Source organism: Oceanobacillus kimchii X50, assembly GCF_000340475.1.
Classification (GTDB): domain Bacteria; phylum Bacillota; class Bacilli; order Bacillales; family Amphibacillaceae; genus Oceanobacillus; species Oceanobacillus kimchii.
Map to the genome: position 1 here is coordinate 1,830,291 of NZ_CM001792.1, position 22,343 is coordinate 1,852,633.

Below are 22,343 nucleotides of genomic sequence, written 5' to 3' on the forward strand. Positions count from 1 at the left end.
ATAGGGAGACTACCATCAGTGGAGTTCTTTTATTTACACTGAAAGTATATAACTTATTATAACGATTGATCGTTGATTTGAAAATTGATAGAACAATGGATATATTAGGATATGCTCTTCTATCTTTTTATTTACAATTATATCATCGACCAGAAAAATACCCTATAGGTGAGACTAATAGTCTTCTCTATAGGGTATGACTGTTTGTAAAATTTTCCTATGCAAGTAACATTACGTGTGCGGGAATAACGAATCCCCCATAGATTAAAGTTTTACATTATGGTTTTGTTGGGAAGTGATTGTCATTATATTCTTTTAATAATTGCTTTACTATTGGATATAGCAATAAAAGGAATATTCCATTACCTATTGCATGTGCTGTATCAAATGGTAGTCCGGCTATATAATAAGGAATAAAATAACCAGTTACTTGATAGGTTGTTAATGAGATAACAAATCCATATAAATAACCAGAAAAGATACCAAATGTTACAATAAACCACAGTGGGATTTTCGTTACATATTTACCAATTAAACCACTTATTAAACCTATCATACACCAGGAAATCATTTGCCATATTGTCCATATACCCATGCCTAATAACATATTGGACAAAAAAGTAGTTAGTAATCCAACGATGATAGAAGACAATGGACCTAATAGAACTCCACAAACAATTATAATAGCTGTAACTGGCTGTACATTGGGAAGAAATTGAAATGCGTACCTGCCACCAACTGCTAACGCGCTTAGAATTGCCAGAAGTGTTAGTTTATACGTATTCATAACCTATTCCCAAGACTGCAAATCAAAAACAACCTCATCTCCTGGTGATAATTCATAATCACCAGCACCTACGGTAGCCATTTCACCATTCACTGTATATATCCAAGCTGTCTTTTCTTCATCACTAGCTTCCACACGTTCAATGGATGTAATAAATCCACTGTCATCTGATTCTATATAAAAGTTTTCTTCTAATACGTCTAATAGAATATCTCCTTCTTCAATGGAGATTGATTCCTCATTTATATGTTCACTTCCATGATCAATTGATATTGTTATACGAACTTCATCTTCAGCCAATTCTTGAGAAGATTCATTTGTGCTAACTCTCGTATTACTATTGTTTTCCTCGGCAGTATCATTTGCACAACCTAAAAGTAATCCTATCGATAGTAACAATACCCCTACATATGAAAACCATTTTTTCAAAAATACCATCTCCTTTTCTACTTTGAAAGCGTAAAGCCGAAGTTTACAGAAAGAGACCGTCTGCATTGGAAATCAATCAGAGTAACATTCGGTATTTCATATTGCGTAAAACTTTTGTTCCAGTCTTTTCAATATATTACCATAATTTTTCAATGTTATTTCTGCTTTATTGGAATTTCAAAACTAAACGTTGTACCAACATCTAGTTTACTTTTTACATAGATTGATCCATGATGAGCGTCAATAATATTTTTAGCAATGGCTAAACCTAAACCAGTTCCTTGTTTTTCTTTTTTCACTCGTGATTTGTCCGCTTTGTAGAAGCGTTCAAATATAAACGGTAAGTCTTCTTCTGGAATCCCACTACCACTATCTTTCACTTCTACATATAATTTATCTTGATTACTAGTAGCAAAAACTTTTACAAATCCATTATTTGAGGTATGTCGAATTGCATTATCGATTAAATTAGTTAAAACTTGTTCTATACGATCCGGATCCATTTCCCCAATTTGATGTTCGATATTTGTTGTTAGTTCCAAATCGACCATTTCATCACGAGAAATCCCTTGAAACTTATGAACGATTCTTTCAATAAATGGTTGGATAGCTACAGAATCCAAACGTAACTGAATTTGACCTGCCTCCATCCTTGCTAAATCAAGCAATTCATTGACTAACCTTCCCATTCTTAGTGATTCTTCATAAATAATCTGTGCTAATTCATTTTTCTCTTCTTTTGAACTAGCGACATCATCTACGATTGCCTCACTATATCCCTGTAGCATCGAAATAGGAGTACGAAGTTCATGAGAAACATTTGCAATAAAATCTTTTCTCAACTTATCTAGTCTTCTTTCCTCCGTCATATCTCGGATTACTGCAACACATCCACGTACATGGGAGTCATCATATAATGGTGTAACGAGCATTACATAACTGCGACCTTGTACTGCAGACTCTTTCAGGACGGCATGTTCTTTTGTAATGACTTCTAGCAAGGCTTCCTTCACTTCTGTTGGTAAATGATTCAGTTTCTTCGTTTCTTCGGGATTTTGATAAAACCATTCATCCATATATTTCTTTGCTGGTGGATTAATAACCAAAACTTCGCCTTCACGGCTTAATGTAAATACACCATCTGCCATAGAACTGACAATACTGGAAAGTTGTTCTTTTTCCTGGCGTAACGCATTAATATGATAATTTAATTGTCGTCCCATGCGGTTAAATTCAATTGCTAGTTCACCAATTTCATCACGTGTAAGTACAGGAACTTTTGTATTAAATTCCCCTCTTGTTAAGTTATGTGCTGCTTCTTTCATCTTTATCAATGGCGAAGTGATACGCGTGGATAAAAAGACAGCAAAAAATGTAGTTAAAAGTATGGCAATCCCTGCACTCAATAAAATAAGTTTCGTCGTTTGATCTTTAGTCTGATTAATCATATCTAGTGATTTATAAACAAATACTGCTCCGCCATCATCAATTGGTGCCCCTACAAGAATTACTTCTGTATTATTAGTTGTATAAAATTGATTACTAATTTGTTGTTTTTCCTCAATGACAGTGAAAATTTCTTCTTGTCCTTCTAACCAGTCTACATTAAATTCTTGAAGATTCTCATCATTGCTATCTGATATCCAGTTATCTAGTTCAGAATACATAATAGCAACTCGACTAGAAGGGTCTTTCAACATCTCTGTCACTTCCTCAATAAAAGGCTGTTCATAATCGGTTTCTACTAGGGAAGATATTTTTGTTGCCATTTGTTTCATTTCATTTTCAGCTTCTTGTATATGGTAGTTATCAAAGAACTGCATAAGGAAAAAGGTGAGCACACATAGAACAAAAGATACTAATAATAAAATGGTTAAAGACAGTTTACCTACAACACTTTTCCAAAACATCAGCTATCCTCTACCTCAAATTTGTATCCTACACCCCAAACTGTCACGATCATTAGTGCCGCTTCTTTAGATACTGTATTTAATTTTTCTCTGAGTCTCTTTACGTGTGTATCTACAGTTCGTAAATCACCAAAAAACTCATATTGCCATACTTCTTTTAACAGCTGTTCTCTATTAAATACTTTATCTGGAGCGTTTGCTAAAAAGCACAATAGCTCATATTCTTTTGGAGTTAAGCTTACTTCTTGATTATCGGCTGCTACTCGATGTGCATCATGATCAATTGTCAGATGTGGAAATACAAGCATATTTTTAGATGATGTATCTACTTCTTGATAAGCTTTCGCTGATACTCTTCGAAGTAGTGCTTTTACTCGAAGCACAGCTTCTCTTGGACTGAATGGCTTTACAATATAATCATCAGCTCCAACCTCAAACCCTTGTACACGGTTCGATTCCTCACCTTTAGCAGTTAACATGATCACAGGTGTATCCTTTTCCTTACGTAATTCTTTACATACTTCAATACCGTCTTTTTCAGGCATCATAATATCTAATATAATCACATCATAATCATTAGCTAACGCTTTTTCTAAAGCAACATTTCCATCAGCTGCTTCATCTACTTCAAAATCTTCTTTTTCTAAGTACATTTTAATTAATCGACGTATTCTATCTTCATCGTCAACTACTAGTATTCTGTGTGTTATATCCATCATCGAACCTCCTCAGGTCAATTTTATATAAATTATAAACGAATCTATAATAAAAGTTAAGAATTCTAGTGTTCATAATATGTTCACATAATTATGTGATGAGAATTTTTTTATTTGAATTAATTTCATAATAAGATATTTTAAGTAACATCCACATGTTCGCTATTTTATTTTCATTGAAGACGGACGTTTTCCGCAGACACGACTTCAGCTCTTGAAGAGAAGAAAACGTATAAAGTGAATCTTCAGCTCGTGCTGTTTCTGCTGGAGTCGCCGTCTTCCATTCAATCAAAGTCAAGTAGTAGCTATAATATGAACATTAAATATAATTTTTACTAAAATGTTCGTTTTTAAATAAAATTAGCAATTATGAACCTAGCTCAATTAATAATACCTATAAAAAATCCGAACTATCAAACGCATACAACAATCTATGCGATGTATAGTTCGGATAGTATTTAAAAACTTATTTTGTCAATTAAGCATAAGAATGTAGACCTGCTAGTACTAAGTTGACAACAATTAAGTTAAACATGATAATTGCAAAGCCTACTACTGCTAGCCATGCAGATTTTTCACCATGCCAGCCTCTTGATAATCTTAAATGTAAGAAAGCAGCATAGAAGAACCACGTTATGAGTGCCCAAACTTCTTTTGGATCCCAACCCCAAAATCTGCCCCAGGCAATTTGTGCCCAGATTGCAGCAAAGATTAGTCCACCCAGTGTGAATACTGGAAATCCAATTGCCACAGAACGATACATGATCTCATCAAGCATATCTGGTTTTACACCTTTTAATACTGGTTGTAGTTTTTCTCCAATTCGTTTTCTTGTAAATAACAACGTTAATAAATAAATGGCTGATCCTGTAATGAATGACCAAACAACTGTATTAAATTTTCTGCCAGCATCAGCACCTTGCATCCATTGAGGAGCATCAATTATAGGTGACATTGCATTTTCCGTTAATAATTCAGCATTATTAGGTCCTGCAATTGCCGGAAGATGATATTCTGTCGTCGTTGTTGCGCCATTTTCCGTATATTCAAAAGTGGCTTGATAGGATGCCATATTAAATGCAGATGTGATAACAATAAAACCAATAAATAAAAATAGACAATATAAAACGATTTCTAGTGAAATATTACGTAACGAAACTTTTGATTGATCAATTTGACGGATTAAATACATTAGTCCAGCGACAAAACTGATAAACAGAATCCCTTGTCCAAGCGCTACAGTCGTTACATGAATACTTAACCAGTAACTTTGTAATGATGGAACTAAAGGTGATACTTCTGTCGAAAACATACTAGCATAAGCAATAATTATCATTGTAATTGGTAATGCAAATAATCCTAGAAATGCAGTTTTGTAATAAATATATATAATGATAAATGCTAGTATCATTGACATACCTAAGAATGTTGTAAACTCGAACAAGTTACTTACAGGTGCATGTCCTGTCACGGTCCAACGTGTAAAGAAATAAACAAGTTGTGAGACAAAACCCGCAATGGTAATATATAAGCCAATTGAGCCTGAAAGCGATTTTTGATGTCGTTCTTTCTTATTTTGACGAATGGCGCCACCAAAAAAGAATGTCGCAATCAAGTATAAAATAAACGCTATAAATAACGATCCATTACTAATACTTAATAAATCCATTGTTTATCCTCCTAATACTGGAGTAGTTGCTTTTTTAAGCAACTATTCCTCCAGTTCTTGTTGATCATTAACCATTTTAATTGAAGTACCTTCTAGTGATTTTTCAATATCCTTCTTAACCCCAAACCAATTTTTATTGGTATGTCCAGCTAAGAATACACCATTTTCCGTCGGATGAATCCATACACGTCGATGTTGCCAATACATGCCTTGAATGACTCCAATCATAAAGATAGCGGCACCTACGATAAAGAAAGGTAACGTCCGGTCAGCATTCAATGTTAAACCACTTGCATCTCTTAGTTCAAAATCTTCCATGCTAATCTTATAATCATTCTCTCCAGTAGCGTCGATATTTTTACCTATTCCTAAAAAGCTTACTTCGCCCGTTTCGGACTCTGGCGGGAATAAGGTTAATACAAACGCAGGATTCCTCGGATGATTTGTTTGTGAAACGGGATTTCCCTCTTCTGTCATCACATAATCAGGAAAATAATTTGTTACCTCTACTCTAAACCCATTATCTAATTCATAGGTAGATTGCGGTTCTGATAGGTCTATTGAAAATGTTGTTAAAGCTGATTCATTTTCATCGTCTGTCTCATGAATCTTAAATGTAAATGATTCAAATTCATTTACTTGATAACCTGATTGGTAAAGAGTGTAACCATCAAATTTTGCTGGTTCATTCATTCGTATCGATTGCCTAGATTGTTCCTCTAATTCTGGTTCTGCACCTGGAATATCTGTACTTTTTGCTTCGTAAATGATTACATCTGACTGGAAATTACTCGGTATTTCTCCCTCTTTTAAAATTGCTTCTTGAAACCTTTCGTCTTCAGGATCATGAGTTTCCATGACAAACTGTTCATTCTTTATGTAATATTGACCATCTGTTCCTGGGATTACCATCTGCTCCCCTTCTCTAATCCAAATGTACTCCTCTGAAAACATAAGGGGGGTTGTTCGCAATAGCGCTGCCAAAAGTATAATAATTAAACCAATATGATTTACGTAAGGACCCCAGCGGGAGAATCTACCCTTTTCAGCTAGAATATGGCCATTATCATAGGTAAGCTTGTATCTTGATTTTTTTAAGTTCGATGCTAATTGATCAATTTCTTCTTTGCTTACTTGATCAGTTTCACTATATAACCGTTGTCTTGATAAAAACTTAACATGCTTTTTAGCGCTTTGATTTCGTAACGCTCGAAATAATGGTACAAATCGATCTAAACTACAAATCACTAACGAAATACCAATTAATGCAATAAGTACCATATACCACCATGAGCTATATAAATTATGAAAACCAAGCTGGTAATATATTAAACCTAAGATACCATAACGATCTTCATAAAAGATAGCTGGATCACGAGATACTGCATTTTGCGGAATAAATTCTTCCTGTGGAAAAATAGTTCCAAAAATAGATGCGACTAAAGCGATAACAATCAACCAAACTCCTACTTTTACAGATGAAAAGAAACTCCAGATTTTATCTACAATTGACTTTTTATATGTTTGTGAACGACGAGCTGATCCATCATATCTCATATTTAACAGTTTGGAATCTTGGTTTCCATCAATATGTTGGTTCCCTTCAACGGGTTTTCCACAAGATTCACATAATACTGTTCCTTCGGGATTAACATGACCACACTCACATTTTATCTTATTCATACTATCCCTCCATCCCAAGGCCATTCTTAATTCTTTTGCGGAGTAATATCATTTAAATATCCTTCTAACCTATCTAGGGTTAGTGCCCCCTGGACAATCTCTTCTATTTCCCCATCAGGATTAATAAAATAGGTAGTAGGCATTGGACCAATTTTATAAAGATCCTTTACCTCTCCATTCTTATCATGAGGAACTGGAAATGTTAAGTCGTATTCATCAATAAATTGATCTACAACTAATTCTGTCCCATCTAGACTTACTGCAACAATCTCAACGCCTTTTTCTTTATATTCCGGATATAAATCTTGCATGTAAGGCATTTCTGCTTTACATGGTTCGCACCATGTTGCCCAAAAGTTCAGCATGACACCTTTTCCCTCTAAGTCGCTTAACTGGACCGTTGATTGATCTACTTCACCGCTAATCTGTTTCAGTTGAAAATCGGGAGCAGCATCACCAACACGGTATATTTTGTTATCATCTTTCATATTTGAAACAATAGCGAATACTACTGCTGCTACTAAAATTAGTAATATGGATGACCTAAAAATGAAGCGATTTCTTTTTTTCTTCTGTTTGTTTGTCTTATTTTGTTGAATATCCAATGTAACACTCCCTCCCAGGTCATTATATCATTTAAGACTATTTGTAAATTTGACCATTATCTTACAATTTTTGAGCATGGGCACGTAACTGATTAACTTCTTTAGGAGTTAAGGCTCGATATTCTCCTGCATTTAAGCCTTCTAATCCAATAAAGTCATAACGTTCACGTTTTAATTTTATGACTGGGTAGCCCAGTTCTTCTAACATACGACGGACTTGACGATTTTTCCCTTCATGTAATGTTATTTCTATAATGGACGTCTTCTTTTGATGGTCTGTAGATAGTAAATTTACTTGAACTGCTTTTAGTACATCTTTATCTGAACGTATTCCTTTTTGTAATAAAGCTAATTCCTTTTTATTTGGTATACCTTTCACCTTCGCAATATATACCTTGTCCATTTCATGACGAGGATGCATAAGTAGGTTAGCAAAATCTCCATCGTTCGTTAATAGTAAAACTCCAGAAGTATCATAATCCAATCTTCCTATTGGAAAGATCCGTTGTTCTACGGTATTAAAATAATCGATAACTACTTTCCTGCCTTTATCATCTTTCACACTTGAAATAACCCCTCTTGGCTTGTATAAAAGAAAATAAACAGGAGTTTCTTTTTCAAGTGGGACACCGTCTACAACAATTTCATCATTCGCTGTAACTTTAATTCCCATCTCTTGAACGGTTTCTCCATTCACTTTAACTTTTCCATCAAGAATCAGTTGTTCTGCTTTTCTACGTGAAGTAACCCCACTCTGTGCGATTACTTTTTGAAGTCTTTCACCATTGTTCGTCATTCTAATCACCATTCTTTTTGTATTTAACCATAATAATAGCGTTAATATTATATTAACGCTATCAAGTGTATTATCCAAACATTATTTTAACAAGAACTATTGTAGAAAGTATAGCAATTAGATCTGCAAGTAATCCAACCTTTAAAGCATATCGAATCTTTTTAATTCCTACAGCTCCAAAATAGACAGTAATAATGTATAATGTCGTATCAGTGCTTCCTTGCATAACAGAAGCAATTCTTCCTATAAAAGAATCGGGGCCATAAGTAGAAATCAGTTCCGTAGTCATTCCTAATGCTGCGGTTCCAGATATTGGCCTTATTAATGCAAGTGGCAAAACTTCAGATGGAATCCCAAAGATAGATAAGATTGGTGAGATTAATTGAACAAAAGCTTCCATTGCACCAGAACTCCTGAGAATAGAAATTGCAACAATCATACCAACTAAAAAAGGAAGCAAAGAAAATGCCGTTTTGACACCCTCTTTCCCTCCTTCCACAAATAAATCATAGGCAGGTATTTTTCGTACCGCTGCCATTAGTAGAATAACCAATATAAAACAAGGAATAATCCAAATACTAATAGATGTTATAATCTCCATTAATTTTTCCCCCAAGTACTTTTATAATGATAAAAGCGATCTATCATCAGACCTGCAGTTGTGGCAATGATAGTGGCCATTATGGTTGCAGAGACAATTTCTGTTGGAGATGCAGAATCATATTGCATTCGAATCCCAATTACTGTTGTAGGCACTATGGTAAGTCCTGTCGTATTCAATGTGAGAAAAGTAATCATCGATCGAGAAGCGGTATCATTATCTTTATTTAGTTTTTTCATCTCTTCCATTGCTTTAATACCAATCGGTGTTGCTGCATTTCCTAACCCAAACATATTTGCTGTCATATTTGAAAGGATATAGCCAATTGCAGGATGATCTTTCGGTATATCAGGGAATATTCGAACGACAATGGGACGAAATACTTTTGCTAATAAATCTAGTAATCCTGCCTCTTTAGCAATTCTCATCATACCTAACCAAAAAACTAATATACTAATAAGTCCAATGGATAATGTAACAGCATCACCAGCACTTTCAAAGATTGCTTGATTTACTTCCTCCATATTTCCGCTAAACATAGCATAGACGATGCCAATAACTGCCATAGAGATCCAAATCCAATTGATCATATAGCTTCTCTTCCAATTATCGATTCAAATACTGTTTTTAAGTTATCAAAGATAGAGTCTTTTTTTTGTTGTTCTCCCGGATAAATATACGATTCATACACTTCTTGATTGTTTATATAATAAACCGATTTCCCAATCGCTTGCTTCAATTCACTTTTCTCCTCTGATAAAAAATAATTTTTCACATCGACTTTTTCATTACCATCTTTTAGTAAGGGGAGGTTCACAGCATTTTTATAGTTACCATATACGGTACTTGTTTTAGGTTCAATATGATAAAGTGCTGTTCCTTCCTCTTGTACTGTTTTCATTTCAAATTGATCAAAGCCCCACTCAAACATGCTAATATGATCTTGCCAATCATCAGGAGCATCTAAAGTAACTGCAATTAAATCCATGCCATTTTTATGAGCTGAAGTGACTAATGTTCGTCCGGTAGCCTTTGTATAACCAGTTTTTCCGCCTGTACAATAATTATATAATCGAGTCAGTAGTTTATTTTTATTTTGCCAATGATAGGTTCTGTTTTCCGAAAGATACGAATCGGACCCACTAACTTCTCGAAACATCGGATCATCCATGGCATATTTCATTAGAATTGCCATATCATATGCACTTGAATAATGTGTGTCTGAATCTAAACCATGAGGATTATCAAAATGCGTGTTTTCCATTCCTAACCACTTGGCTTTTTCGTTCATCAAGTAAACAAATCCTTCTTCACTACCTCCTACATGTTCAGCTATTGCTACCGCTGCATCATTTCCGGATCGAAGCATTAATCCATAAACTAAATCTTTTAAAGGAATTTCTTCACCCTGTTCCAGATAGATAGAGGACCCTTCTGTATAAATCGCTTTTCTTGAAGTAGTTACTTGTTCATCTAACATTCCAGATTCTATAGCGATAATTGCTGTCATAATTTTTGTAATGCTGGCTATGGAAGCTTCTTCATTAGCATTTTTCTCAAATAACACTCTACCAGTAGATTGTTCTATTAATACTGCGTTATTTGCAGATACAGACGGCAATGCTTGTCCATACGAAGGAAAACTCATGATTAATATTAAAAATGTTAATGATCCAATGAATACACGCATTAGTTCTTGTCCTCCTAGATATCTTTTCTATAATTATCTTATGCAAGTCAAAAATGGTTATGAATACAAGCGATAATTATTTATTTATCTAAAAGAATCAACTTTATGATATCCGAATGTTGCTTTGTTTGTTTTCCATAGTCCAAGCACCGAGCATTATATTTAAATATCACTAATAAATAATTCGTTTGCTAAATAATACTTGGCAATTGTGTCAATATCATAATAAGATATTTTGCGTGAAAATCGTATGTTAGCTGAAAATTGCTTCATAAAGATTTTTAAAAATAAAAAAATCCCGTAAAGGGATTTGGGTGATTCAATATCATTTATACTTCATCTTGAAATCGTTCGAAAAATAAATCTGCTTCTCGTTCTTCTTTATCTGGGTCAATATTTTCAGGTAGAGGTGGTAATTCATCCAACGATGCCAAACCAAAAAAAGTAAGAAATTCTTTGCTTGTTTGAAACAGCACTGGCCTACCAACCGTGTCTTTTCTACCTGATTCTTCAATCAAACTTCGTGTAATTAGAGTTTGGAGAGGTCGTTCACTCCGAACTCCTCTAATCTCATCAATCTCCGCTCTTGTTATCGGCTGACGATAAGCTATTATAGCAAGTGTTTCCAAAGCTGCTTGTGACATTTTACTTGTACGAGGAGAATCAATTAAACGTTTAAAATAAGAGCTATGTTCTGGTTTTGTAGTTAAATGAAGAATATCATTTGATTGAATTATCATTAAACCACGGTCTTCTCGCTCATATTCAAATCTTAATTCCTCTAATAAGTGTTCCACCGTGTCTACTCCGATATCTAGTATTTTGCTTAATTGTTTTAACGTAACACCTTCATCTCCACTGGCAAATAGTAATCCTTCTGTAACTCCTTTTAATTCATTCATATTCACGTAAATTCCTCCATGCTAAATAGATACAGGTCTTCAAAATGTCGTTTTTGTACAGCGAATATTTGTTTGTCCTTCATTAATTCTAAAACTGCTACAAAAGTAACAACAATATAACTTTTCGTCGGCGAAGGAAATAACTTATCAAACACCAATCCATTTGTCGAGGATTGCACCTGTCGAAGCACATCTTTCATTCTTGTCTCAATGGGAATATCCATTCGCTGTACTGTCGTGTCATGTGGTTCAGTCCATTCTTTTCTTTTTAACATTTTATTTAATGCACCAATCATATCAAATATAGAAATATCGGTTTGATTTGTTGTAACCTTCTCTGGTACATCTTTGAATTCAAAGACAGCTGGTGGACGAGTGTATAATTGAATTTCCTCGTTTTCTTTTTCTTTTAGCCGTTCTGCTATTTCTTTATACTTTCGGTACTCGATCAATCGTTGCATTAATTCTTCTCTCGGATCTTCCATATACTCTTCATCAAGATTTTCTTCTAATTCTTGTTTAGGCAAAAGCATTTGACTTTTTATTGCTAATAATGTAGAAGCCATTACTAAATACTCACTAGCTATGTTTAATTCTAAGTGCTGCATAGTATGTATATACTCCATGTATTGTTGTGTAATTTGAGCGACAGGAATATCATATATATCGATTTCATATTGGTTAATTAAATGTAATAATAAATCCAACGGACCTTCAAATGTATCAAGTTTTACTTTATATCCTTCGTGCATAATATAATTTCCTTTCAAAAAAAAATTAGATATGTGAGTTGCGCCCATACACAGTATACATATCTTACATAAGCTGTAGCGTAGTATAAATGTTATCACAAAACATTTATGTAATGAACACAAAGGAGGCAGTTAAACATGAGTGGTGGATATGGTTATGCAGGAGGATTCGCGTTAATCGTTGTATTGTTTATCTTGTTAGTTATTGTCGGTGCTGCTTGGTTCTAAGAGGCAGAGCTTAAATAAAAGCGTTAAAGTTTTTCAAGCAGTTGCTGCAGCTGACGAAAAAACCCAGCCCATTAGTCAATGGGCTGGGTTTTTACCATTTATTCCTTGCTATCGACCTCTGAACTATCTATACACTTTTTAAAGAAATTTTGAATTTCCTCAGTCGGTGTAATTTCATACTTATTACCATAGATACGTTGAATTTCACGAATCATCTTTTGACCAATTCCACTGTTGCGATGAGATGGATTCACGGAAATATGTTGAATTACTAATGATGTTTCGTCTAAAATCTGAACACCAATTGCGCCTAATACATCATCTTCTTCTTTCCACAAATGTAGATGCCAATGATCAATTTGTTCATAATCTTTAATTGTTTGCTGTAATTTTTTTACGTCTTTCTTTACTTCAGGCATAAAAGACAATAAGCCCATTGCAATCTTTTCATGATTTTTTTTATAACGAATTAACATAATTACCCCTCATTAAATTGCTGTAATGGTAATTCTTATAGGTAGACAATAGTACAATACCAACTGACTATATATTATTTATGTCATGCTATAAATTATTTGTCAACTTTGTTCATTTTATAATTAGTATAAATATCTTTGATAGCATCCCATATTACTAAACCGTCAGAGGCTTTATTTTTCCTTTGAAAAGGAATCATATTAACAATTGCTAACCAAAGATTAAACCATATAGCTAAGCTAATCAACAGATAATCGCTATGTATTCCAAACAGAAATAATAGCATTAAAAATACGATGAAATTAAATAAAGGTCCTAAAAAAGCAATTAATGCTCGCTGGTATGGTAGCAAGTCGTGATTAAAATGATAATTACTTCCCCCACCTAACATGTAAAGGGAATTTATGTTGAATTGAAGATACCCTAAATTCTTTTTTATTATAGGTGCTCCCCGGCCAATATGTATAAAAATATGTGTTGCTTTATAAACAAACGACCCTGAAACATGACCAAATTCATGTATCAGGGTAATAATCGGAGCAATAATAAACAAAAATAAAACTATATCTATTAAGCTCATTATTATAACCGATTAAGAATTAATACGAATCTCTTGCATCGTATCACCATTACGCATTGCTTTTGCATGTTCAATCCCTGATGTTACTTTACCAAATACAGTATGGACTCCATCAAGATGAGGTTGAGGCTCATGAACAATGAAAAATTGACTGCTTCCAGTATCTTTACCAGCATGTGCCATTGATAAAGAACCTTCTTCATGTTTATGCGGATTACCTTCCGTTTCACACTTTATTGTGTATCCAGCTGAACCAGTACCATTTCCTACAGGACATCCTCCTTGGCTTACAAATCCTGGAATCACTCGATGAAAAGTAAGTCCATCATAAAACTGATCAGAAGCAAGTTTTTCAAAATTCGCAACGGTATTTGGTGCTTCTTCTGGATAAAGTTCAAATTCAATTTTATTTCCATTTTCCATTAAAATATATCCTGTTTTCATAGTAATTATCTCCTTATATCATAAGATTCTTTCTTATTTTATCACTTCTTGTCAAATATATAAATGAATAACTCCTTATTCGTAGGATAAATCATTACGAACTACATCTTGATACGTTTCTCTTCTAACGACCAATTGATCTCTTCCATTTTCTACAAATACTACAGCAGCATTGGGAAGTCGATTATAATGACTGGCCATAGAGTAACTATAAGCACCTGTTGAGAAGACGGCTAATACATCACCACTATTAATTTCTGGAACTGGTAAATCCCAGATAAGCATGTCACCAGATTCACAACATTTACCAGCAATAGAGACTTCTTTTACAATAGGTTTTTTGGGATGATTCGCAATAACAGCCTCATATCCAGCATTGTATAAAGCGGGCCTTATATTATCTGCCATTCCACCATCAATAGAATAGTATTCTCTTATACCTGGGATCTGTTTGTTTGATCCAATCGTATATAAGGTGATACCAGCATTTCCCACAATAGATCTACCTGGCTCAATCCAAATCTCTGGCATCTTCATCGAAAGCTTTTGGACATGCGCTTGTACAGCGTCTGCCATACTTTTAATATAATTATCTAATGGTAATGGTTGGTCATCTTTTGTATAACGAATTCCAAATCCTCCACCTAAGTTGAGAACATTAGGTTGATACTGATATTTATTATTCCATTTCTCCAGTTCTGAAAATAATAAATCCGTAGCCACTTGAAATCCACTGGTTTCAAATATTTGTGAGCCTATATGGCAGTGCAGTCCTTGAAACCGAATTCGCTGATGCTCGTATAATCGTTTAAATGCTTGTTCAGCTTGTCCGTTTTGTAAATCAAATCCAAACTTAGAATCTTCATTTCCAGTCATGATATATTGATGTGTTTTTGACTCTACACCAGGCGTTACACGGATTAATACATCCATTTGTTTTTGTTTTTCTGCCAAAACTTCTTCCAATAAATCAATATCATGAAAATTATCAATGACAATACATCCAATTTCATAATCTACTGCCATTCTAATCTCTTCCAAACTTTTATTATTCCCATGCATATGTATTCGTTCAGTTGGGAAGTCAGCTTGTAAAGCTGTATATAATTCTCCTTCTGATATAACATCAAGGCATAATCCTTCCTGTTTAGCCACTTGAAGCATAGCTATGGAAGAAAATGCTTTACTTGCATAAGCTACCTTTCCTTTGATACCAGTATCCGTGAATGCTTGGACAAATGATCGAGCATTATTTCTGATAAGCGCAACATCATATACATACAAAGGAGTACCGTATTTCTTTGCTAAATCAAGTGTATCCAAGCCACCTATTTCTAAATGTCCTTTTTCATTAACTGTGAAAGGGTGAGTATCTATTATCATAATTCAAATTTCCCCCGTAATTTCAAATAATAAAAACACTTTATCACAACACCGTCAAAAACAAAAGCGAGAATTATATCAATACACCCCTAAACCATCAATTAGTAAAAGCTTATTCAAACAATGTTTGAACAAGCTCTTCCTAGTTAAGGCTGACGGTAATTATTTTTAGGATGAACAATACTTGGTCTACTCTTCGTATAAGGAACAGGTACGCGGATAAGGATTTGAATCATTGCTTTTGGATTAAATGGAATAAACGGCCATAGATATGGTGTTTTCAATGACTTTATTTGAATTAGAAATAGAATGTATAAAGTTATTGAGATCATATATCCCGGTAAACCAAACAATCCAACTATAATCACGAGAGTCATACTAACAACCTTATTTGCTACACTAATTTCATAACTCGGAGTAACATAATTACCTATGGAAGCTGTTGACACATAAAGTATAACTTCTGGTGAAAATAATCCAACTTCAATTGCGATTTCTCCAATTAATACTGCTGCAATTAAACCCATAGATGTTGATAAAGGCGTTGGAGTGTGAATCGCTGCCATCCTTAAAAATTCTATACCAATCATTGCTAAGAGTACTTGTATAACAATTGGAACATTTCCTTCATCATTCGGACCAATAAAACTTAGACCTTCAGGTAAAAGTGATGGTTCGATAGCAAAAAGTACCCAAGTTGGAAGTAAAAATAACGCTGCTAATACTGCCATAAAGCGAACCACTCTTATAAACGTACCTATAGATGGTACTTGTCGATATTCTTCTGCATGTTGAAGATGATGAAAAAAAGTCGTCGGAAGTATTATTGCACTAGGTGATGTATCTACAAATATGAGAACATGACCTTCTAATAAATGACTTGCAGCCACATCTGGACGTTCTGTATATCGAACTAAAGGATATATATTCCATCTTCTTAAAATTAAAAACTCCTCTAATGTTTTTTCTGCCATGGAAATTCCGTCTAGCTTAATTTGACTGATATGATTTTTAATCAGTTCAATTAACCCATCATCAGCTACATCTTGTAAATAAGTAATACATACGTCAGTTTTCGACCTCTCTCCAACTTTCACCATTTCATTTCTTAGATTTTCATCTCTTAGTCTTCTTCGAGTAAGTGCCGTATTTTCAATTATATTTTCAGTAAATCCGTCTCTTGATCCACGGATGACTTTTTCTGTATCTGGTTCTTCTGGAGTTCTTCCTGGATAATTACGAACATCAACAATTTGAGCAGATCGTTCTCCGTCTATAAACACTGCAATAAGACCACTTAGTACTTGATCAACTACTTCATCCATTGTTTTTACTGATTCTACTTGTTGATGCACAAGTCTATTCTCAATTATTTCTGGAAGCATTTTTTTATTTGTTTCTACATCATTAATTTCCACTAACTTCTTTAGCATTTCCTGTACAACAGATGCATCACAAAGTCCAGTAACATAATATATATGAATACGTTGCTTTAAAATTATAAGTTCACGATAACCAATATCAAAGGAGGTTTTAATCCCAAGTTTAGTCTTCATATAATTGTAATTTTCTTCAATTTTTGGTGAAATCATACGCTTTTGTTGTGATTTTAATTTACTCATAAAAACAATAACCCGCCTTTTTGTTTATCTTACAAATACGATCCACTGAAATAAGGAACCAAACACTTTACCTAGTAATAATGCCATCATAAAAATGTATACAAACTTGTCCATGCCAATTCTCCGCGTCAGGATAGGAAAAACATTTAATACTTCCGTTAAGGCTGCTGCTAACATGCCATTAAATATCCCATGTAATAATCCCCAGAATAAAAGCGTTATAATCGTCTGATTAAGCGTTATAGACGCAAAGGAGAAATATGTGCCAATTAACAACCCGAAAATTACTGATCCTCCATATGCTTTTGTAAATGCTTCTGATTTACTTAACTGTACTAGACGGGGGATAATTCCTAGTACTGTTATAAAAGCTACAAAGCCTGCCCCAACTGCTAAACCACCACTAAAACCAATGAAAACTTGTAAAAATCTAAGAAAGATTTCTTGGATCATTTAAATCATTTTCCATATAGGTGATGTACTGATTAATATCTTGTTGATAATTAAAAATCTCTATTTCCAAGGGGCTTGGTTCTTCATTAAATCGTTTATTAAACCAATGATTGAAAAATAAAAGCGTTCCTACTCCTAATCCTAAGGAATATGGTATTTGAATCCAAAGAGGAAATTCGTTTTCTCTGCCAGTTAAGAGTAAATGAATCTTTTGCTGTACCTGTTGCATACTTACATCATAGTGAAAATTCATGATAGTCATAGCAGTACCAACAAAAAGTAATAACCATACAAAAGATACGATCCAGAGGTTGGTTTGCTTTTTCCTTTTTTGGATATGAATAATTGTCTGTTCAGATCCTATTAATTGAATTTCGATATCAGAGAATATGGAGATTAAATGATCGACAATCAAAAAGCTATCAATGATCAGAATGTTTTCATCCTTATCAGTGATACGATAAATTGGTGTCAATTCAAGTTTTTTTTTATAGGAAACGTTAGAAGAAATGTGAGCAATATCTTCTAAGTACAATTGCTTTTTATGGGCAATATTCACTTTTTTATGCATCCGTAAGTAGACAATATCAGCCATAAATTCAGCCTTCTTTCCTGTAATGTATATTGATTATAGTATTAGTCAAATCAAACGTTTTTATTAAAAATCATTTCATAAAGTGAAACTTCTTTCTTATATTATTATCCGTCTTTTGACCAAGTTGTTATTATGAGCATAAAAAATAGAGCCTTCCAAAGAGAAGACTCATTTACGTATTAACTTGAATCCATATTTTTTTTCATATCTTCTAAGATCTTTTTCTCTAGTCGTGATACTTGTACCTGCGAAATCCCTAATCTTTCTGCTACCTCTGTTTGTGTCTTATCTTTATAGTAACGAAGATAAATAATTAAACGCTCACGTTCCGTTAAACTTCGAATGGCCTCTTGTAATGATAGTTTCTCAAACCACTTAGAATCTTGCTCTGCAATCTGATCTAACAAAGTGATTGGATCGCCATCGTTTTCAAACACCGTTTCATAAATTGATTGTGGTGACTTCGCTGCTTCCTGTGCATGCACAATTTCTTCCGGTTGCAACTCAAGAGCCTCTGCTAGTTCATTTACGGTCGGAGAACGACCATACTGTTTCGTCATTTCATCTTTTTTTCTTCTTATTTTATTTCCTATTTCCTTTAAAGATCTACTTACTTTGATACTACCATCATCACGAATAAAACGCTGAATCTCTCCGATAATCATCGGTACTGCATAAGTGGAAAATTTAACATCATAACTTAAATCAAATTTGTCGATCGATTTAATTAAACCAATACTTCCAATTTGAAATAAATCATCCGGATCGTACCCCCGATTAATAAAACGTTGAACTACTGACCAGACAAGTCGTATATTTTTTTCTACTAAACGATCTCTCGCTGTTTGATCTCCTTGCTGGCTCATGCGTATAAGTTCTTTTACCTGCTCATCGGATAGCTGCTCCCGCTCCCGTGTTTTATTCACATTCATAATTAGACCTTAATTATATACAGTTTTTGATTTCGAAAGTTGTTTGGTCATATATACGGAAGTACCTTTTTCGGGAGCAGAAATAACTTCCACAGAATCCATGAAATTTTCAATAATTGTAAACCCCATTCCAGATCGTTCAAGTTCTGGTTTTGAAGTATACAAAGGTTCTCTTGCTTCATCAATATTTTCGATACCGACCCCTTCATCACGAATGGTTAATTCAATTTCATCATCATGAAGTACGCATTCAATGTAAACTCTATGTTGAGGTTCATTATGGTATCCATGGATGATTGAATTCGTTACTGCTTCTGAAACAACTGTCTTAATTTCTGTCAACTCATCCATTGTCGGATCTAACTGTGTTATAAATGAAGCTACTGCGACACGTGCAAATGCTTCATTTTCACTTACACTTGCAAACGAAAGAGACATTTCATTATTCATGATGCCACCCCCAATGCTTCCAGTGCATATTGCTCATTATCTGCTTTACGAACAATTTTAAAAAGGCCTGACATTTCAAATAACCTTTGAATTGGAGGAGAGACAGAACAGACCATCATTTCTCCTCCTAATTGTATTACCTCTTTATACCTTCCTAGTACTACTCCTAATCCAGAAGAATCCATAAAACTTACTTGTTCTAGATTTAAAATAACGTGTTTAATCGGATTATTATATATCATATCCTTCCATATATCTCGTAAAGCCTCCGTCTCATGATGATCCAATTCCCCAGAAAGTCTGACGATGAGGACATCCCCTACAACATCAAAGTCAGAATGAAGTGCCATGTTTCACGATTCCTCCCTTAAAAAAATTTCTTAGATAGCTAATTTCTTCAAGTAATGAGCTAATTCCTGCCTGTCGACAAAAGAAGTGGAAATGTTACTTTATTATTAATGTTTCACCAATTCTTGTAAAGATCTTTTCATCAGATCACTAAAAGATGCTTTTTCAATATTTTTACTAACAGTTAAAGGTACTTCAGATATTATTGTATCTCCATCTTTAATTATTAATTTACCTACCTCATCCCCTTTTTTAACAGGAAATGTCCAAGATTCTTGTAATTTTACCTCTGTAGAAATATCTTTCTCTTTATCCCCTTTCTTGTGCAAAGTACTTACAGAATGGTCTGTAACGATATCTATAGTAGATTGATCAGCTTTTAATAAATCCACTTCAGTTACCTTTTCCCCTTTTGAAAACAAAGGATTCGTTTCATAACTGTGGAAAGCATAATCAAGCAGTTCTGTTACCATACGATTCCTTTCCTTTGGTGATTCAGCCCCCATTACTACAGCGATAACGCGCATGTCATCTCGTTGAGCTGTGGCTGTTAAGCAATATTTCGCTTCACTAGTGTAACCAGTCTTTAACCCGTCTGCGCCTTTGTAAAAACGAACTAATTTATTTGTATTAACAAGCCAAAATTCATTGTCTTTTCCTTGGCGAAGGTAATCCTCATAGATAGATGTATATTCTGTAATTGACTCGTGCTTTAGAAGTTCGTTTGCCATAACTCCCATATCATAAGCACTACTATAATGATTCTCTTCAGGCAATCCAGTAGTATTTTGGAATAATGTATTTTTTAAATTTAATTCTTTTGCTTTTTCATTCATCTTATTTACGAACGCTTCTTCACTACCAGCTATTTTTTCTGCTAAAGCTACACTTGCATCATTACCAGAGGCTACTGCAACCCCTTTTAATAAATCATTTACTGTCATTTCTTCTCCAGCTTCCAAAAATATCTGAGACCCACCCATAGAAGCAGCTTTTTCACTAACAATAACAACATCTTCTTTTGCTATGTCCCCTTTTTCTAAGGATTCCATCACTAAAAGCAATGTCATTATTTTTGTCATACTTGCTGGGGCAAGTTGTTCGTGTGCGTTTTTATCATAGAGAATTGTTCCAGTGTCTTGTTCAATAAGTATCCCAGAAGTAGCATCTTCAATTAGATTAATCTCCTGACCAATTTCTTCTGCTGACACGGTATGACCAAAAAGTAATACACCTAATATCCCAATTATCATTACATTTCGTATCTTTCTCATAGCCTTACCTCCAACTTCAATATATACCGTTAGTTTTTCCTTCAATTAGAGTTTTCATACCTCTGATGAAATTATCCCTGCTTAAAAATCGATGAACATTTATTTTGAAAGCAAGCTATTTATCTCGTATAATTTGTGCATGAGTGAAAAAGATTGGAGTGGACTACATTTGGGACAATCTATTAAAGGAAAAATTGCATATATTACGGGAGCAAGTAGTGGAATAGGGAAAGCAACTGCAATAGAATTGGCCAAACAAGGAGTGCATATTGGGTTATTGGCTCGTTCTGAAAACAAATTAATAGATGTATCAGAAAGTATTAAAAAAATGGGAGTTCGGTCACAATATGAAACAGTGGATATTAGTGATGAAGAACAAGTAGATATTGCCATTACACAGCTGGAAAATAATCTTGGAAAAGCTGATATACTCATTAATAATGCAGGTATATCAACTTATGGAAATTTAGATGAAGTCACCTCTTCTGAATGGAAAAAAATATTCCATGTAAACGTTTTTGGAACATACCATGTGACCCATCGGGTGTTACCACATATGAAGGACAAAAATCAAGGAGATATTATTATGATTTCTTCCAGTAATGGTCTAAAAGGTACAGCTGGTTCTACGGCTTATAGTGGTTCAAAATTTGCAATACAAGGTATGGCAGAAGCATTAATGCAGGAAGTTCGCCCAAATAATATACGTGTATTTACGATGAATCCAAGTTTAGTAGCTACAGAATTGGTATTTGGAAATGAATTATCTGAAAAAAACGAAGACAAGTTTATGCAACCAGAAGATATAGCTGAATTTATCGTATCTCAATTAAAGTTGCATCCTCGTATTTTTATAAAACAATCTCTTCAATGGGCAACAAATCCGTTTTAAGTTATTCTTAATTAAGAATTAAAAATATGATACTCAGCTTAATTTGCTCTGATTACACATATATCAACTCACATAAAAGAACCTAAAACCCCGAATTAAGAGGATTTTAGGTTCTTTCTGTTTAA

26 protein-coding genes are annotated in these 22,343 nt (G+C 34.1%); 2 read left to right on the forward strand and 24 right to left on the reverse strand.

What is annotated here, in order from left to right:
• Positions 1-277 precede the first annotated feature (277 nt).
• The 13 genes from C794_RS09650 to C794_RS09710 all read right to left on the reverse strand — a co-directional run bounded on the left by C794_RS09650 (position 278) and on the right by C794_RS09710 (position 12,540).
• Positions 278-787: an ECF transporter S component gene (locus C794_RS09650; RefSeq protein WP_017796932.1), complete on the reverse strand. Its 510-nt coding sequence runs from the start codon at positions 785-787 to the stop codon at positions 278-280.
• Positions 788-790: 3 nt separating this feature from the next.
• Positions 791-1,216 (reverse strand): DUF4430 domain-containing protein, encoded by a 426-nt coding sequence (locus C794_RS09655; RefSeq protein WP_017796933.1) that lies wholly within the window; start codon positions 1,214-1,216, stop codon positions 791-793.
• Between the two features lie 155 nt (positions 1,217-1,371).
• Positions 1,372-3,126, reverse strand: coding sequence for an ATP-binding protein (locus C794_RS09660; protein ID WP_017796934.1), 1,755 nt, complete (start codon positions 3,124-3,126; stop codon positions 1,372-1,374).
• Complete coding sequence (locus C794_RS09665) at positions 3,126-3,842, reverse strand: response regulator transcription factor (RefSeq protein ID WP_017796935.1); 717 nt, start codon at positions 3,840-3,842, stop codon at positions 3,126-3,128. The genes C794_RS09660 and C794_RS09665 overlap by 1 nt, the downstream gene beginning before the upstream one ends.
• Positions 3,843-4,320: 478 nt before the next feature.
• Positions 4,321-5,511, reverse strand: a complete 1,191-nt coding sequence (gene ccsB / locus C794_RS09670; protein WP_017796936.1) for a c-type cytochrome biogenesis protein CcsB — start codon at positions 5,509-5,511, stop codon at positions 4,321-4,323.
• Positions 5,512-5,553: 42 nt separating this feature from the next.
• A complete protein-coding gene (gene resB / locus C794_RS09675) occupies positions 5,554-7,194 on the reverse strand; it encodes a cytochrome c biogenesis protein ResB (protein ID WP_017796937.1) in 1,641 nt (546 codons plus the stop codon).
• 26 nt (positions 7,195-7,220) lie between these two features.
• Positions 7,221-7,799 carry a thiol-disulfide oxidoreductase ResA gene (gene resA, locus C794_RS09680; protein WP_017796938.1) on the reverse strand — a complete coding sequence of 193 codons (579 nt, stop codon included), beginning with the start codon at positions 7,797-7,799 and terminating at the stop codon, positions 7,221-7,223.
• Between the two features lie 61 nt (positions 7,800-7,860).
• Positions 7,861-8,595, reverse strand: a complete 735-nt coding sequence (locus C794_RS09685) for a pseudouridine synthase (protein WP_017796939.1) — start codon at positions 8,593-8,595, stop codon at positions 7,861-7,863.
• A gap of 70 nt (positions 8,596-8,665) precedes the next feature.
• Positions 8,666-9,196: a spore maturation protein gene (locus C794_RS09690; protein WP_017796940.1), complete on the reverse strand. Its 531-nt coding sequence runs from the start codon at positions 9,194-9,196 to the stop codon at positions 8,666-8,668.
• Positions 9,196-9,786: a nucleoside recognition domain-containing protein gene (locus C794_RS09695; RefSeq protein WP_017796941.1), complete on the reverse strand. Its 591-nt coding sequence runs from the start codon at positions 9,784-9,786 to the stop codon at positions 9,196-9,198. The genes C794_RS09690 and C794_RS09695 overlap by 1 nt, the downstream gene beginning before the upstream one ends.
• Complete coding sequence (locus C794_RS09700; protein ID WP_017796942.1) at positions 9,783-10,886, reverse strand: D-alanyl-D-alanine carboxypeptidase family protein; 1,104 nt, start codon at positions 10,884-10,886, stop codon at positions 9,783-9,785. The genes C794_RS09695 and C794_RS09700 overlap by 4 nt, the downstream gene beginning before the upstream one ends.
• A 329-nt stretch (positions 10,887-11,215) precedes the next feature.
• Complete coding sequence (scpB, locus tag C794_RS09705) at positions 11,216-11,794, reverse strand: SMC-Scp complex subunit ScpB (RefSeq protein ID WP_017796943.1); 579 nt, start codon at positions 11,792-11,794, stop codon at positions 11,216-11,218.
• Entirely contained in the window at positions 11,791-12,540 is a 750-nt protein-coding gene (locus C794_RS09710; protein WP_017796944.1) for a segregation/condensation protein A, read from the reverse strand. The genes scpB and C794_RS09710 overlap by 4 nt, the downstream gene beginning before the upstream one ends.
• A 138-nt stretch (positions 12,541-12,678) precedes the next feature.
• On the opposite strand from C794_RS09710, the gene C794_RS19810 reads away from it, so the two are divergent.
• Positions 12,679-12,768, forward strand: coding sequence for a YjcZ family sporulation protein (locus tag C794_RS19810; protein WP_011066227.1), 90 nt, complete (start codon positions 12,679-12,681; stop codon positions 12,766-12,768).
• Between the two features lie 98 nt (positions 12,769-12,866).
• Here the strand turns inward: C794_RS19810 and C794_RS09720 are convergent, their stop codons facing one another.
• From C794_RS09720 to C794_RS09770, 11 genes are all read right to left on the reverse strand, one after another.
• Positions 12,867-13,244, reverse strand: coding sequence for a GNAT family N-acetyltransferase (locus tag C794_RS09720; protein ID WP_017796945.1), 378 nt, complete (start codon positions 13,242-13,244; stop codon positions 12,867-12,869).
• Positions 13,245-13,339: 95 nt separating this feature from the next.
• Entirely contained in the window at positions 13,340-13,825 is a 486-nt protein-coding gene (locus tag C794_RS09725) for a zinc metalloprotease (protein ID WP_017796946.1), read from the reverse strand.
• A 12-nt stretch (positions 13,826-13,837) separates the two neighbouring features.
• Positions 13,838-14,269 carry a peptidylprolyl isomerase gene (locus C794_RS09730; protein WP_017796947.1) on the reverse strand — a complete coding sequence of 144 codons (432 nt, stop codon included), beginning with the start codon at positions 14,267-14,269 and terminating at the stop codon, positions 13,838-13,840.
• Between the two features lie 75 nt (positions 14,270-14,344).
• The gene (gene lysA / locus C794_RS09735) at positions 14,345-15,652 is read right to left on the reverse strand and encodes a diaminopimelate decarboxylase (RefSeq protein WP_017796948.1); all 1,308 of its coding nucleotides are present in this window, start codon (positions 15,650-15,652) and stop codon (positions 14,345-14,347) included.
• A gap of 146 nt (positions 15,653-15,798) precedes the next feature.
• Positions 15,799-17,274, reverse strand: coding sequence for a spore germination protein (locus tag C794_RS09740; RefSeq protein WP_017796949.1), 1,476 nt, complete (start codon positions 17,272-17,274; stop codon positions 15,799-15,801).
• A gap of 24 nt (positions 17,275-17,298) precedes the next feature.
• On the reverse strand, positions 17,299-17,727 hold the full coding sequence (locus C794_RS09745; protein ID WP_017796950.1) for a stage V sporulation protein AB: 429 nt from the start codon (positions 17,725-17,727) through the stop codon (positions 17,299-17,301).
• On the reverse strand, positions 17,705-18,322 hold the full coding sequence (locus C794_RS09750) for a stage V sporulation protein AA (protein WP_017796951.1): 618 nt from the start codon (positions 18,320-18,322) through the stop codon (positions 17,705-17,707). Before C794_RS09750 ends, C794_RS09745 begins: the two co-directional genes overlap by 23 nt.
• A gap of 179 nt (positions 18,323-18,501) precedes the next feature.
• Positions 18,502-19,254 (reverse strand): RNA polymerase sporulation sigma factor SigF, encoded by a 753-nt coding sequence (sigF, locus tag C794_RS09755; RefSeq protein ID WP_017796952.1) that lies wholly within the window; start codon positions 19,252-19,254, stop codon positions 18,502-18,504.
• A 9-nt stretch (positions 19,255-19,263) separates the two neighbouring features.
• Positions 19,264-19,704 (reverse strand): anti-sigma F factor, encoded by a 441-nt coding sequence (spoIIAB, locus tag C794_RS09760; RefSeq protein WP_017796953.1) that lies wholly within the window; start codon positions 19,702-19,704, stop codon positions 19,264-19,266.
• Positions 19,701-20,054, reverse strand: a complete 354-nt coding sequence (gene spoIIAA / locus C794_RS09765) for an anti-sigma F factor antagonist (protein WP_017796954.1) — start codon at positions 20,052-20,054, stop codon at positions 19,701-19,703. Before spoIIAA ends, spoIIAB begins: the two co-directional genes overlap by 4 nt.
• Before the next feature lie 105 nt (positions 20,055-20,159).
• The gene (locus C794_RS09770) at positions 20,160-21,326 is read right to left on the reverse strand and encodes a D-alanyl-D-alanine carboxypeptidase family protein (RefSeq protein ID WP_017796955.1); all 1,167 of its coding nucleotides are present in this window, start codon (positions 21,324-21,326) and stop codon (positions 20,160-20,162) included.
• A gap of 169 nt (positions 21,327-21,495) precedes the next feature.
• Here C794_RS09770 and C794_RS09775 point away from each other — a divergent pair, with 169 nt between their 5' ends.
• Positions 21,496-22,218 carry a 3-ketoacyl-ACP reductase gene (locus C794_RS09775; protein ID WP_017796956.1) on the forward strand — a complete coding sequence of 241 codons (723 nt, stop codon included), beginning with the start codon at positions 21,496-21,498 and terminating at the stop codon, positions 22,216-22,218.
• The last annotated feature ends 125 nt before the right edge of the window (positions 22,219-22,343 follow it).